Here is a 14,098-nt window from a genome sequence, read left to right as displayed (position 1 = left end):
ATGGTTCAGTGTGCGGATTGAAGTGGACCGCTAAGCTAGTCGCATTCGATTTTGCGGTGCGGGGCAGGACGTCGGGTATCTTGTTGTATTCGGTCACAGCAATTGCGGCGCCAGCGCCAGTTCTCATCTTTATGATCTCGCTGCATGGGCAACCTCGCGGGTGGGATCAGAGCTGTTAGCGCCACTTCTAAGAAAATCCGAACTCTGACAAGGTGCGCTAAAGTGGGTAGGATCGTATACACCAATGATAAATGGTAACCGCGGTTAGACCCCGACCGCCGAATAGATGAGGTCAACAAAGAAGCTCATTAGCGTCGCCAACGCGCTTTGAGGGTGTTTCCGGCCTGCCGCTAGTGGGTGGTTGCCCCCGCGGGTCCGCGGCATCACCGGTCAATCGGCTTCTATTTCTCGGAACGATCTCGCGAAGGCGGTCAAAGGGACCGCCTGCCTAGCTTGGACTGCACGGCGCTTCTATCTGGCGTGGTGGCGAACGTCCGCTTTTTGCGCCCATTCGGGCATACCTGGCCGACAGCGGTTGACATCCATACTCGGAAGGCGATTAGTTTTGCTAATTGCTACTTTTACCCGACCATTGCACATGGCGAGTCAAAAGGAGTGGCAGCTTGGGGGAAATGTGCGTTTTTTGCCAACCGGGGCAGACATTCCGGATGAGCTGATCCGGGCCGTTACGAACGGCAGCGTGACTTTCCTCTGTGGGGCCGGTGTATCGCACCGGGCTGGACTGCCGATGTTCGGGCAATTGACGGCTGACATATACAGCCGTCTCGGGGCATCTCCTGACGACGAGTCGGCGGAAAAAAGGGCAATTGACAATCACGAGTACGATCGCGCGTTAGGATCGCTAGAGAAACGAACACGTCTGCCGAGGGCACCTTCGTTGGTTCGGGACGCCGTAACGGATTTGCTCAAGGCACCGCGAGGGTCGTTCCTGGATCACTCAGCGCTGCTAGGCTTGTCATGTGATGCTGAAGGTCGCCCGCGCCTACTCACGACGAACTTTGACACATTGTTCGAACGCGCTGGCCGTAAACTTGGCCTGTCAGGCGTCCCGAGTCAGGCTGGCATTTCAATTCCAAGAGCAGGCGGTGAACGCGACTTCGGCATTCTACATTTACATGGTCGAATAGCTGACCGTGGCCTGCGATTAGAGGCATCCGACTTGGTTCTTACCAGCGCAGATTTCGGAGATGCCTACCTTCGCACTGGATGGGCATCGCGCTATATCGAAGATCGAATGCGTCTAGGCACGCTTGTGTTGGTTGGCTATCGGGCCGAAGACGCGGCAATGCGCCTTCTACTGGAAGCGCTCGATGCAGATCGTGACCGATTCCCTGATCTTGGACGTATCTACGCGATGGAAAAAAGCACGCCGGGCTCTGCTTCGATATGGAAAGCTAAGGGCATCACAGCCATTGAGTTTGCTGACTACGACGCAATTTACGCGACGATTCGCGAGTGGGCGCGGTACAACGCAAATCCAAGAAGTTACGGCCTTGCACGCCTTACCAGTATCCTGGGTACCGGGGTAGCGGGAGCTAACTCATGACGCGAGTTGACGAAGGAATTACTGGAGCGCGAAGAACGCCTGCTGATTCGACCGAGTTCGAACGTGAACAGCTTCGCTTTTTCCTCTCGGGCGACGACTTCGCGGTGAAGCTGCATGACCTCAATCCATCGTTGGCTTGGTTGCCCGTTTTCAACGACATGAAACTCATTGAAAATGAACGGCAGTTGATTGCGTGGATCCAAAATAACTTTGGGAGCGTGGAGGCGATTCGAGAAGTGGTCGCCAATCTTGCCTTTTTCGGACCGGATACCGCGACGTTTCTCAAAACTCGCTTGGATGCACAGGCTGCAGCCTTGCCACCACTTTTGGTAAAGAGTTGGAATTTGGTGTTCCGTCACATGCGCATAGCCAAACAGGGCTTTGCGCGCGTGGAATGGTTCGACTTATTGCCGCAACTCAAGCGTGGCGAACATGACAACGTCACGTTGGAACGCCTCGCCGAGGTTCTGCGTCCGAAGCTAAGAATCACGAAACCTTTCATCTGGCGAGAGCAGCCCGAAGATAAGGTGCCAGAGAATCCGTCGGACCTAATGTCAATCAACTACGAGATTGAAGAGGGCCTTTCCTCCTCAGACGTCCTGGCTGCCTGGCCGCGAGATGCCGACGCTAATACAGATGCAAACCTGTTGCGTTACTTGAACGCCGCTCTCGTTGCCGCGCTCGCTGACGCAACGGATGTCGGAGTGGAAAGCAGCGAAGGCTACAGCACGACGGACTCGGACGTCCCATCAATAGCAAAACATTCCCAGAATGAGTACCGCTCCGGTTTTCAAGCCATTGTAAGGGTCGTCGCCGAAATCTGGAGCCGTCTCGCTCGGAAATCATCAACACCCGCAATCGCCTTTGTTGAAGAATGGCGCCACAGCGATTTCCGACTAATCCGTCGTCTCGCCCTATTTGCTGCTGCGGACAAGGTCGTTCCCGCCGCGCTGGCAGCCAAGATGCTGATTGATCTACCAATCGGCGATCTTTTTTTATCCAGCGTTGAAGTCCAGCGATTGATACCTGAGCGATGGATTGAGCTCGATGAAACGCAACAGGATGCCATTCTCGCGCGGTTGTGTGAAGGCCCTCCGCGCGGTTGGTATCGTGAGGGAACCGATGGAGATCGAGCGATAGATCACCTTCGATACGACGCGTTGTCCAACATGGTGCGCCACGACCTCCGCATCGGAGATAAAGCGTCGCGTATCCTAAGGCAAATACAGATTCGGTATCCGCAATGGATGCCTAAGCCGCCCGAGCAAGCAGGCTTTCGTGTCTGGCATGAGAGCGGCTTTCGCGATAGGGCAGCAGAACCGGACGATCTCACCAACGTGACCGATGAGAATTTGGTGGCGGAAGCACAACGGATCGTCGCAAATGCGAGCTTTATGGAAGGCAGTAAATGGGAGGGCCTTGTTTTAAAAGACCCCGACCGTGCACTGCGAGGCCTTTCCTTCGCAATGAAGCACGGCAACTGGCCGCAGGAGTTCTGGCAGCAGCTGTTGTGGTCCCGAACGCCATATTTGGATCAAGGGACCGAACCACACGTCGCAATGCTATTGGCAGATTGCCCCCTTGATGTGTTGGTGACTTTCACGTCCGCGGCGGCGGCTTGGTTAGACGAGCATGCCAAGACATTGTCCGCCGACCTTTTGTGGCCCCTGTGGGATCACTTGGCGCAAGCCGCACAGATTGAAACTCCGGAACATGCACATGAGTGACTCCTTCGGTGAAGCCATTAATTCGCCTGCCGGGCACCTGGCTGAAGTCCTGCTAAAGAGATTCCCAGAAGCAAAGGACGAACTCTCGGCGGAATTTCTGGCACGCCTCAACATCTTAGTCGATTCCACGGGGCGATTTGGCTTCCTAGCCCGCGTACGTCTTGCAGCTGCCATACCTTTTCTCTTTCAGCGCGCCCCTGGCTGGACCAAAGAGAAGTTGATTCCGATGTTCGATTGGTCGTCGTCGTCCGACGCCGCGGATGCATGGGGAGCACGCAAATATTCAAGTTGGATCGGCTCGCCGGAACTTTTCGGTCTACTCAAATCCTCGTTCCTAGCGATGTTCGAGCGGCCCGATACTCCTGGAGAAGAACTTCGCTTCTTTGCCGATTGGCTCGGCGCAATACTCTTAGCCAATGAAAAAGATCGTGCAGGATTTCCGCTGACCCCTGCGGAGGCACGCAGCGTTCTCCGACGCGCAGGCCCGAGAGCATTGACGAGCCTAGCGCACCGTTTAGCAATCGAAATGGAGGCGGCGAAATCAGAGGAAAAGGTGAAGCGCTGGCGAACGGCTGTGGCTCCTGTTTTCAAGGCGACTTGGCCACTTGACGTGGATTTGCAGACTCCCGCAACGACTTTCAAGCTCGTGCAGATACTCAGCGCTGCTGGCGACGCCTTTCCTGATGCGGCCGACTTGATCATACCATTTATTCGCCCTGAAAGGGACGAAGGCCACACAACCGTATACTCAATCGCAGGTTTTCCAAAAGAATACTACACGACATCGCCTCAGCAAGTGCTGGACCTGCTTGTAGCCGTAGTCGGAGAAGCTCCCGTCGGAAGCGTGTTTTCATTGAGTACTGCGCTAACCAGATTGCGAGACGTCGCACCGAATCTCGCAACGACACGAAAATTCCAGAATTTGTTGAACGCAGCTTCGCCCCACGTTTGACATCGAAACGCGTCACGCGCTCCGCGAGCAAGGTTCCTTTGCTTACCCGGTGCTTACCCGCTGGATCGTCCCCGAATCGAAAAATAAATTAAGTCGTTAGGGCGCACGATTTCTGAGAACATGGTCGTTTTATCGCTCGAAAGCATCGGACGGCTTTGGCGTTCTTTGGAGGTGCCGTGTGACTGATGTCATGATCAGGTGGGCGCCTAAATTGGGTTCCCTTTGGGGGCCTGAAATCCGCAAGTTTTCCTGAGCGCGACTTCAAAATTCGTGGGGCTTTATTCTTAACGGCCGATCGGTGGTGGGTCGTGCGGACGCTTTCAACCTCGCCCGCGTGGGGTCCGCAAATGGAAGCCCAGTTTTCTAGTCAAGCTTAGCGCGTGGCACATCAGCGGCACATGACTACCGATAACTTTAGTAATATCAGTGTGTTAGCTCTGTCCAAAGTCACCCTCATAACCTGAAGGTCATGCCTCTCTTAAGACGACTGCGATCGATGCCGACGTGATAGGCCCGGAAGAACGGGAGTTCTCCGCCCGGATGTGCGGTAAGGCCTTTTAGGATGTCCTTTGGACCTCAAATCCTTGAACCGGTCGCAGCCATGACTAATTTCAGCCGAATTATCGGACGTTAGTTTGGCCGAGCTATGGAGGCCCTCGTGACAAGAGTATCGCTCCTCGACGACATCACGGATCGCCAGCAGGAAAATGGGGCAATCTATTGCGATCGGTTTACCTTTGCTTTTGAACACAGCTTCCGTGACGACAGATACCTTCCCCCGAGAGCCCAGTTCGCTTGGAGACCAACCCGGCGAAATCGCTATCTCGATGGTGGCCTGTTTTTGAAGCTGGATCAGGCATGTAGTCGGCTGACGGGTCTTGATCGCTATATACCGCTTGTCATCTTCCTTGTGGTCGAAACGGGATTACGGCTGGAAGAGCTGTGTTCCGTAAAATGGGAAGATGTTTTGCTCGACAAACGTCGTTTGGACGTACCGAAGCCCCTTTGGCCGAAGGACCATGAGGCCCGGACAATTGTCCTGTCGGTTCGGGTGCGTATGTATCTCGAACAGCTCGCATCCGCGCTGAAAGCCGATGACCGGTTTGACCCGTCGTCAGTGCTTATTCCGATTACGCCGACCGCGATACGCAAAGCTTTTGAGCGGGTGGTGAGCCTGGCACAGGTCAAGATCGGCGAGTCGCTGTTCGACGCCCTGCATTCCGACGCCGAAGTACGTTTCAAGGAGGCCCGTTTGACCAAAATCGAGCGCGAGATCATGCTTGGATCGGCGTCCCGGATTTTGCCAGGGTCTCAAGAGGACCTCGTCTCTATTCAGCGCAAGCTCGATTGGAATTTCCTCGACGGCAAGACCTACGAAGAAGCCAAGGACAACCTTCCCATAGTTCCGGCGGATCAAATCATTTCCCTGAGGAAACTGATGGCCAGTTGGGGCACGCTTGAAATCCCCGAGGCAAGCCCGACCGTGATCCGCCATTTTCCCAACGTCGTGCTGCGCATCCTCGCTGCCTGACGGCGTCGCCCTTTTTAGGAATCGACGAGCACTGGCTTGGCGACAACCTCTTCTGATTGTATCATTGAGCCGATAAAACCGATTTATATCGGCAAGTTCCGATTTCACGGCAGAAAGCCGGACGGCCCTGATGGACACCACCGCAAAGGTAACGTTGACGGGCGCTCGCCCCGGGAAGAAGCGCATTGCCGTATTTCTCGATGGCACCTGGAACACGGTCAACGACAACACCAACATCTGGCGGTTGAAGTCTCTGCTCGCCGACGCCGGCTCCGATGGCGTGCCGCAGGTCGGCTACTACCAGAAAGGCGTCGGTACGACGTTCGGCAGCTACTTTCTGGGCGGCGTCCTCGGGTCCGGTCTGCAGGACGAAATCATCACCGCTTATGAGTGGCTGATCGACCATTACAGCGAAGGTGATGAGCTGTTCATTTTCGGCTTTAGCCGTGGCGCCTACACAGCCCGCAGCCTTTCGGGACTCATCTCGAAATGCGGTCTGATCACCATCGGGGCACCGCTGTCAGTCAAGCAGCTTTACGACCGCTATCGCAAGGCCGGCGTTCCCCTAACCATCCGTCAACTTCAGGATCAGCAGGCTCAAGGCAAGACCGATTTCGGTTTTGAGGAGCGGTGGATTCTCAAATACGCGCTTGCCATCGACATCGACTTTCTCGGAGTTTGGGACACGGTCGGCGCGCTCGGGCTACCGTTCGGGAACCTACCCATCCTCGGCAAGCAGGATATGCAGTTTCTGAACACCGGGCTCCGTACGTCGAACAAGTTCGCGTTCCACGCGATGGCGATCAACGAGAACCGCAAGATATTTGCGCCGACCCTCTGGACCGTCGATTATCCCAACGGCGCCCCGCCGCCGCATCACCACCGCACCCTCGATCAGGTCGAGCAAAGATGGTTCATCGGTGCGCACGCGAATGTCGGCGGCGGCTACGAAAGCGATCCGCTGCCGCAAGCGCCTCTTAGTTGGATTGTCGACCGCGCCGTGCGCCTTGGCCTGACGTTCCGTCGTACGATTGATCTCGACCCGCCGGAAAAGCCGCCGTCCCAAATTTATGACTCATGGTCCGATTTTGCGTATGGGACCTACAAACGGATCTCTCCTCGCTACTGGCGGCCAATCGGCCCGGAGCCGGCTGCGAGCTCCACAAGCGAGATGCGTGAGAACATTAACGAGACGATTGACGCCTCTGTGTTTGCCCGATGGCGCGACGATGCTGGATTTCGTCCGCCGAACCTTGCGGACTGGGCTGGTCGTCGCAAGGTCGATCTCGGCAAGCTCACCGATAGCGTTGCTGCCGATACCGCCGCGCCCATTCCGTAAAGCGTCGCCGTCCTAACCGGCACCCGCCTCGGCACGTCGGCGTTTTTCAACTGCTTTCGCCACGGTCAACGCGGCGAACTCTGGTCACCCTTTCTCATACGTTCTTCGCTCTGACCGCACAGCGGCTTCGTAAAGGCACGGTTTCACCCGCGCGCGCGGCTCGTCAGGATCGCTCGCTTCGGTCGCACAAGGCGACCTGCAGCTCCGCGCGGCTTTTGCGGTGCCTTCGACAGTCTTTGACGGTGGCGCTCTTCGCGCGGGCGATGAACCCTGGAAAAGGCCAACGTGATCGGGACCGTTGCGGCCCTAGGTATAGCGCGAGTTGCGAGCTGTTTTGCTGCGAAAAGCAAATTCTAACCACGCTTACTTTGCACCTGCGGTTCCGTTCTCTCGGCGAACGCCGAGGGCTCATGCGGCGCATGGTACGCGCGCAGAACCCCTGTCCAATACTAAAGCTGGCTTATTTATAGTAACTCGGTCACGCCCCAATAGATGGCGCAAGGTTCTTTTGATCGGGTGTTCTTCCAATTATCTGCTTGAAGAGCTTCGCCGCGCCGGTCACCTTTTCCTGGTAGTCCGCGTAGGCTGTCGGCGCCAATTTGATTGCCGCTTGCAAGTCGCCCAAAGCTGCGCCGGGCGGAAGGGCTGCCTTTCTGAACTCCGCTTCAGCGTCACGCAGCTCGGTCACCGCTGCATTTAACCGTGTGGCGTCGTTGGCGGTGACAACTTTACCCGCGATGTAGACGATCTGACTCAAGCCGAGGATTCCGAGAATATTCTGGGGGATTGTGAACGACGCAAGTTGCGCTATGCCGCCGATCAAAAGCGCGATTCCAACAGCAACCGTAAACACGAAGCTTTGAAAACGATAGACATCAAAACTCCCGTCGTTGGAAATCAGATCATAGAAACTTGGCTCAGTCTGGGCAACAACAGTTGGACTGTCGTACCAGCCTTTGTTGTAAAGCCAAGTCAGGTTGGCCGGGTCCAGGTTGTTCTTGGAGTTGTCGGTCCCCTTGGCTGCGGCAGCTCCGATTCCCGCAATACCGAGGAGCTCCAGGATTGTAGTTGATAGATCGGACAACACACCCGTGCGTAACAGGACGACGACCAGCATCGAAAACACGATCAGAGTAAAGAAGAAAACCTGGAACGCTGACAGACTTCCACGATTGTCCGAGCTGGCAGTGATACGAATTGGATTTACCGCGTGCCATCCATTTAACTTCTTCTCTGTGACATACATAAACGCGCGCGACACGAGCCAGTAGAGCGCGATCAGGACGATGACTGCGAGCGCCCAGCTCAATTCAAAAGGGCTTATGTATACTGGCGTATAGCTTACGTTGACCGGGCGTTTGCTGACACATTGATAGATGTAGAGGTTGCGCTTCGACCACCACCATCCAGAGGCGACATCTATGGGAACGTCGAGCGAAACGATCGTATCCCCAGCGGACAGCAGCCGTTTGACGACGAGATCGTCATTGGGGCTGGCCTTACGTGCCCGAACGCGTCGTAGGCTGTCGTCGTTGGGAATTTTGTTCTGATCGGTCAACAGCGCAAAATAATAGCCGTCCGAATCGTTCGTACCCTGTATCCCGAAATCGACTGTGCTCCAGGCAGGCACGAAGTTCGTATTGTAGACGATGGAGGGACTGCTCGCGGACGCGGATCGTTGGCGTAAATCTTCCCCACCCGCGCAGTCGGCCGCCGATTTTCGAGGAGTGGCGGCGTCTTTCAGTTTAGCGATTGCAGGGTCAGCGGTCGTGCCGCCCGACGCAGGCGGGCTACCCTTGGTTTGACCGCTAACGACCGGCGGAGTCGTCGATGACTGAGCGCCCGCGGGAATGGATGCGATGAGCGGCCCGCAAAGGACGATAACGAGCGTGCACCAACGTACCGGCCTTCCGAGCCGTAACCCGGACGGCAAAACAGTCGACTTGCATTGCAACAATCGGTCTCTCCATGCGCTGGGTGAATTATGAGTTGATCTCAATCCGGAATGCTACCGAAAATGGCAACACTTGAATGGCCGATGATTTGGTGGAACCAGTTCTACGACGATTATGCACAAGAAATGGACCCTTCCCGAGAGATCGGCCCCCACTGGGCGTACGTACCGTGCCGTCATCTCAGATCTGCCGGCCCGCCGAAACCGGCGTGAAATTTTCATGACTTCCATCGTGGGAGCAGACGTTCCTATCGGCGAACCGGCTATCTGCAAACATGGCGATCACCTTATTGGACGCATTCTCGACATGGCTTGCCTGAGAGCCTCCAAACTTGGGGCAAAATCATTCCGTAACTGGATTGGCATACCTCGTAATTTTCCGCTCAATGAGCCAGACCGCTAAGGAGCCACCACTTATCGAAGGGCATCCTTTGCCGCCCTAAGCTTGTCTCTAGTTCTAGTGTCTTTCGCGAGGATACCGTCAATCTCGGCCGCGACTTCTTCGGCCTTTCGGTCGCCTCTGCGAAGCGCCTGATGTTTCGATATGAACCCCGTGGGGTCTTCGCCCATTTGCAGCGAGATAATCTTTACTCCGCGGCCAACCGCATACCCCACCTCCTGCTGAGTCCAGATACTTTTGGCAAACCCTGCTGTGTGGATTGCCAGAAAAGCGTCCATCGTTCGGAGCGCATTCTCTATTTCGGATTGCCATTCTAGGGTGGGCTCAATGTCCTCGTGCGCTACGAATCCATCAATACCATAGCGGACGAGACAACTTTTAAGGCGAGTCGCCTTGTCTTTGTGAATCGCAACGTGACTGATGAACAGGCGGAAACGCTTAGGGTTTACCCAGTTTGCAGGCGGAGAAGCGGCCGTTGCGCCATACGACTGATCTTCGGGTTGATCACTGAGTTTGTAGCCCTCGAAGACGCCAAACTCTTCACGCTTGACTATGTGAGCACCTGCATGCGCAACCACGGGCCTAATTGCTTCGACTAGCTTTTCTAACTCCTCCCTTGGACGTGTTTCTCTATCAAGAGCAGCATTGACGAATTTGGCGAAATCGTTGGTACTCAGCTGAAGTGGGTTGAAACGCGCATCGTTAATGATCTCGTCGTCTGACCAATCGGAGTTGTTGACGGTATGCTGCCACATATCTCTGGCTGCGTTCGGAAACCGAGAGTCGCTAGAGGGCAGGTTTTCTAAATCGAAAATCTGTCCATAAAAGTCTGGTGCATCAACTGTACCACTCCAAACAAGACCGTTTCGAGCAACGTTACGCAGTAGTGCCTTTCGCAATTCGGTCGAGAACTCCATTTGTGCATCCGCCGATCGATGTTTTGCCAAGAAGCGCTATTCTCGGCAGCCCAAATAGATTGATGGCGGCTCATCTTGCCAGTTTGACCGCTCGGCGGGTTCGTACCGACACTTTTCAAATGGGTGGGGCCGAGCGGAAAAGCTCCACGAACATTACGGAAACGCGTTGCTACCATTTTGCTACCCAATTCGGTAGCACGGGCCGGTACGGGATATGACAGGGCAGTAGCCTTCCGGCAAATTCTGCAGACAATTCAACACAAGTTGGGACAGAACAGAACGGGGGAAGACGCCCATAACCGCATTTCGAGTGCGGTGCATTCGACCACTCTGCCACCTCTCCAGGCGCCATTTGGGGCGATTCCCGCCCGTCGGTCGGGGCGAGTTCTAGGCGAGGATGGCGGGCCAGACAAGACGAACGGAGGAAATTCCCGGGTAAGCGTGGCCTTCCCGCGGATCGTCCTTGCGTGCCGAGGGACGCTCCCGCGGAGATGTTCTCAATCCTTGTTCTTCTTTTCTTTCTTGTCGTCCTTGTCCTTCTTGTCGTCCTTATCCTTGTCCTTCCGGCGGTTGGTGAAGCGCGCGTTGCCAAGGCCGGTGCCGATGGTCAGCACGCCCCAGCGTTCGACATCCTGCATGAACGGCGCTTCGGAGAGGCCCTGCGCCACGCCGTCATTGTGCATCAGCACCGCGGTGTCGTGATCGCCGATCTGCGGGATCGCCTCGACCAGGCTCGCGGGCAGGTTGAACTTGCTGCTCTCCCAATTGCCGGGCAGGTTCTGCGCGCCTTTTTCGATTCCGCCGTCCTCGTTGATCACGCCGGGACAGGCAATGCCGATGAACGGCGCGAGCTTGAGGCCTTCCTCGTCGGCCGCCGCGATCAAATCCTTCAACATCTTCGCGAGCCGCTTCACCGCACCCTCGCGGGTTGGCTCGTCATCGGCATGGCGCCACAGTTCGGACTTCCAGACTTCCGCTTTCGACAGGTCGGGCGCCTTTTTCCAGCGGGTTTCGACCACCCCGCAGCGGATGTTGGTGCCGCCGATATCGACCGCGAGAATGCTGTCATGGGCCTGGAAAATCCACGACGGCGCCAGATGCAGGCAGCCGATCAGGCCGGCGTCATCGGGGTCAAAGCGGATCGGCACCAGATCGACTTCGAAGCCTTCCGCCTTGAGAAGAATATCTGTACGGGCGATCGCGAGTTCGCCGACCCGGCTCTGCCGGAAGCCGCCGCCGACCACGATTCGTTCGGTATCGGCCCAGGCCTTGGTCTTGAGAAACCGCTGCGTCACATGGGCCAGTTCCCGGGCGAATTCCTCGATCGCGCCATGCACAAGGGCGGCGGCGCCGACATCGTCGCCGACCAGCGCCTCGTCGAGCGCGCTCTTGCCGATGGCCTCGGCGGATTTGTCGCCAAGCGGATCGTCGCCGTTCTTCTTCAGCGGCTTGCGCAACGTGTCCAGAATCTTGCGGAACGCGCCTTTGCTGGCGCGGTCGCCGAGAAAGCCGTCATCGTCCTTTAATTCGATATTGAAGCTGTCCACGTCCACCGAGGGTAGACGGGTAGCCCCGTGCCTGCCGATGCCGGAGGTCGTCAGGGTGTCTTCAGCCATTTTTGCCCTTGCCCATGACGGAATGGGATGACAACGGCGGGGGAACCCGTTGGTTTCATGGGCGCGATGTTGCGACGAGATGTTGCGACGAAGCGGCCTGGCTGATTCGGCCAAAATGCCTCAAATCCCTCATATTTGGCCGGTTTTCGGGGTGCTTTGCCTTGACTCGGGGCTCTCACCGGCTATAAGTCCGGCCAACCCGGCGCGGGATTTTCTCGCGCTGTTTATTTTTGTGCGGTTTCGCGGGATCGCTCCCCGATTCGCGCGGAAATCGAACCCATAACGACTGAAGAAAAAGCCGGCCCGGACCTGTCCGAGGCCGGGATCGAACACGAAGGAATTAAACGATGTTCGCAGTCATCAAAACCGGCGGCCGGCAATACCGGGTCGTTCCGGATGATGTGCTCGAGATAGGCAAGATCGCCGGCGATGTCGGGACGATCGTGCAGCTTGGCGAGGTCTTGCTGGTCGGCGGTGAACAGCCGGTGCTGGGCATGCCCACGGTTGCCGGTGCTTCGGTGGCGGCCGAAGTGCTGCAGCACAAGCGCGGCCCGAAGGTGATCTCGTTCAAGAAACGCCGCCGCAAGAATTCGAAGCGCAAGCGCGGTTATCGCGACGAGATCACGGTGCTGCGCATCACCGAGATCCTGACCAACGACAACAAGCCGACCATCGGCCCGCGCCCGAAGAAGGAAAAGCCGGTCGTCGCAACACCGGATGACGGTGACGACGAGGCGCCGAAGGCGGCCAGGAAGAAAGCCCCCGCCAAGAAGCCGGCGGCCAAGAAAACGGCAAAGGCCCCGGCGAAAGCGGCTGCGAAGCCCCGCGCCAAGCCCGATGCCAAGAAGGCTCCGGCCAAGAAGGCCGCCGCCAAAGGCAAAAGTGATAAAAAGTGAAGCGTGACATAAAGTGAAATGATTCCGTCAAGGAATTGTTCTAGAGAATAGATGGAAGTTGGAGACGGGCCATGGCTCACAAAAAAGCAGGCGGTTCATCGCGTAACGGGCGTGATTCGGCGGGCAAGCGGCTCGGGATCAAGACCTATGGCGGCGAGCACGTGATTCCCGGCAACATCATTGCGCGCCAGCGCGGCACCACCTGGCATCCCGGCCTTAATGTCGGCATGGGTACCGACCATACTCTGTTCGCCAAGGTCGAAGGCCATGTCGAGTTTCGTTCCAAAGCCAACGGCCGCACTTTCGTATCGGTGGTCCCGATGACGGAAACCGCGGCCGAGTAAAACGGTGGACACCATGCGTCCGCCGGGTCCTGTTGAACCGGCGGAGCTCGAGAAGGCTCCAAGGGGAGGCGGGAAACCGGCCTCCCTTTTGTTTTGATGCGTTTGCTTTCGCACAGGAGCCCGACATGCTGCAGGACATTCCGACCCCGACATTGCACGAGGCCAGTAAGTGCGTCCTCGAGACCGAACGGCTGATGCTGCGCAGGCCGACGCTCGCGGACGTAAAAGCGATTGCGGCACTCGCCAACGACCGCCACATCGCGGAAAATACCCGCCGCCTGCCGCATCCTTATTTGCACGACCACGCCGTGGAATTCGTCCGCGCGATGGCGGACGATCCGCGCGAGACCGTGTTCCTGATCGAGAACAATCATACGCCGATCGGCATGGTCGGCGTCGACTGGCGCAAGCCCGATGCGCCGGAACTCGGCTATTGGCTCGGTGTCGACTATTGGGGCCAGGGCTTCGCCACCGAAGCGGCACGTGCGGTGATCGATTTCACGTTCGAGGAATTCGAGTTCGAGCGCCTGATCTCCGGCGCCCGGGTTGCCAATCCGGCCTCGCGCAATATCCTGGAGAAGTGCGGCTTCCAGTGGAGCGGCGTCGAATTGCATCGCTTCGAGGCGCTGGGATCGTCGACCCCGGTCGATTGCTTCCGGCTCTCGCGCAGCGTCTGGTCGTCGCTGAAGAACTGGGGCAACTCGACGCGCCGCGCGCGGTAGGCGCTTCACCCGCACACCGTCATCCTGAGGTGCGCGCTCTTGCGCGCCTCGAAGGATGGGCCGCACATTCGGAGTTCGCGTCCGTCATCCTTCGAGGCTCGCCGAAGTGGCTCGCACCTACGGGTGAACGCAA

11 protein-coding genes are annotated in these 14,098 nt (G+C 57.0%); 8 read left to right on the top strand and 3 right to left on the bottom strand.

Annotated elements, in window-relative coordinates:
* Positions 1 to 748 precede the first annotated feature (748 nt).
* The 5 genes from E7813_RS18525 to E7813_RS18505 all read left to right on the top strand — a co-directional run bounded on the left by E7813_RS18525 (position 749) and on the right by E7813_RS18505 (position 7,116).
* Positions 749 to 1,567 carry an SIR2 family protein gene (locus E7813_RS18525; RefSeq protein WP_291576300.1) on the top strand — a complete coding sequence of 273 codons (819 nt, stop codon included), beginning with the start codon at positions 749 to 751 and terminating at the stop codon, positions 1,565 to 1,567.
* Positions 1,564 to 3,294 carry a hypothetical protein gene (locus tag E7813_RS18520; RefSeq protein WP_291576298.1) on the top strand — a complete coding sequence of 577 codons (1,731 nt, stop codon included), beginning with the start codon at positions 1,564 to 1,566 and terminating at the stop codon, positions 3,292 to 3,294. The genes E7813_RS18525 and E7813_RS18520 overlap by 4 nt, the downstream gene beginning before the upstream one ends.
* Positions 3,287 to 4,246: a hypothetical protein gene (locus E7813_RS18515; RefSeq protein ID WP_291576296.1), complete on the top strand. Its 960-nt coding sequence runs from the start codon at positions 3,287 to 3,289 to the stop codon at positions 4,244 to 4,246. Before E7813_RS18520 ends, E7813_RS18515 begins: the two co-directional genes overlap by 8 nt.
* Before the next feature lie 658 nt (positions 4,247 to 4,904).
* Positions 4,905 to 5,777 (top strand): site-specific integrase, encoded by an 873-nt coding sequence (locus tag E7813_RS18510; RefSeq protein ID WP_291576294.1) that lies wholly within the window; start codon positions 4,905 to 4,907, stop codon positions 5,775 to 5,777.
* A 130-nt stretch (positions 5,778 to 5,907) separates the two neighbouring features.
* Entirely contained in the window at positions 5,908 to 7,116 is a 1,209-nt protein-coding gene (locus E7813_RS18505; RefSeq protein ID WP_291576292.1) for a DUF2235 domain-containing protein, read from the top strand.
* Positions 7,117 to 7,594: 478 nt separating this feature from the next.
* Here the strand turns inward: E7813_RS18505 and E7813_RS18500 are convergent, their stop codons facing one another.
* The 3 genes from E7813_RS18500 to E7813_RS18490 form a co-directional block, all read right to left on the bottom strand.
* A complete protein-coding gene (locus E7813_RS18500) occupies positions 7,595 to 9,073 on the bottom strand; it encodes a hypothetical protein (RefSeq protein ID WP_291576290.1) in 1,479 nt (492 codons plus the stop codon).
* 411 nt (positions 9,074 to 9,484) lie between these two features.
* A complete protein-coding gene (locus tag E7813_RS18495; protein ID WP_291576288.1) occupies positions 9,485 to 10,387 on the bottom strand; it encodes a TIR domain-containing protein in 903 nt (300 codons plus the stop codon).
* A 497-nt stretch (positions 10,388 to 10,884) separates the two neighbouring features.
* Positions 10,885 to 12,003, bottom strand: coding sequence for an ROK family protein (locus tag E7813_RS18490; RefSeq protein ID WP_291576287.1), 1,119 nt, complete (start codon positions 12,001 to 12,003; stop codon positions 10,885 to 10,887).
* A 347-nt stretch (positions 12,004 to 12,350) separates the two neighbouring features.
* Between E7813_RS18490 and rplU the strand changes: the two genes are divergently transcribed.
* The 3 genes from rplU to E7813_RS18475 all read left to right on the top strand — a co-directional run bounded on the left by rplU (position 12,351) and on the right by E7813_RS18475 (position 13,965).
* Positions 12,351 to 12,899: a 50S ribosomal protein L21 gene (gene rplU, locus E7813_RS18485; protein ID WP_291576285.1), complete on the top strand. Its 549-nt coding sequence runs from the start codon at positions 12,351 to 12,353 to the stop codon at positions 12,897 to 12,899.
* Positions 12,900 to 12,970: 71 nt separating this feature from the next.
* Positions 12,971 to 13,243, top strand: a complete 273-nt coding sequence (rpmA, locus tag E7813_RS18480; protein ID WP_291576283.1) for a 50S ribosomal protein L27 — start codon at positions 12,971 to 12,973, stop codon at positions 13,241 to 13,243.
* Between the two features lie 125 nt (positions 13,244 to 13,368).
* The gene (locus E7813_RS18475; protein ID WP_291576281.1) at positions 13,369 to 13,965 is read left to right on the top strand and encodes a GNAT family N-acetyltransferase; all 597 of its coding nucleotides are present in this window, start codon (positions 13,369 to 13,371) and stop codon (positions 13,963 to 13,965) included.
* The last annotated feature ends 133 nt before the right edge of the window (positions 13,966 to 14,098 follow it).

Origin of the sequence: Bradyrhizobium sp., from assembly GCF_004799405.1 — a bacterium.
Lineage (GTDB): Bacteria > Pseudomonadota > Alphaproteobacteria > Rhizobiales > Xanthobacteraceae > Bradyrhizobium.
Note: the sequence above shows the minus strand (reverse complement) of the source record. Positions and strands in the feature narration are given on the sequence as shown.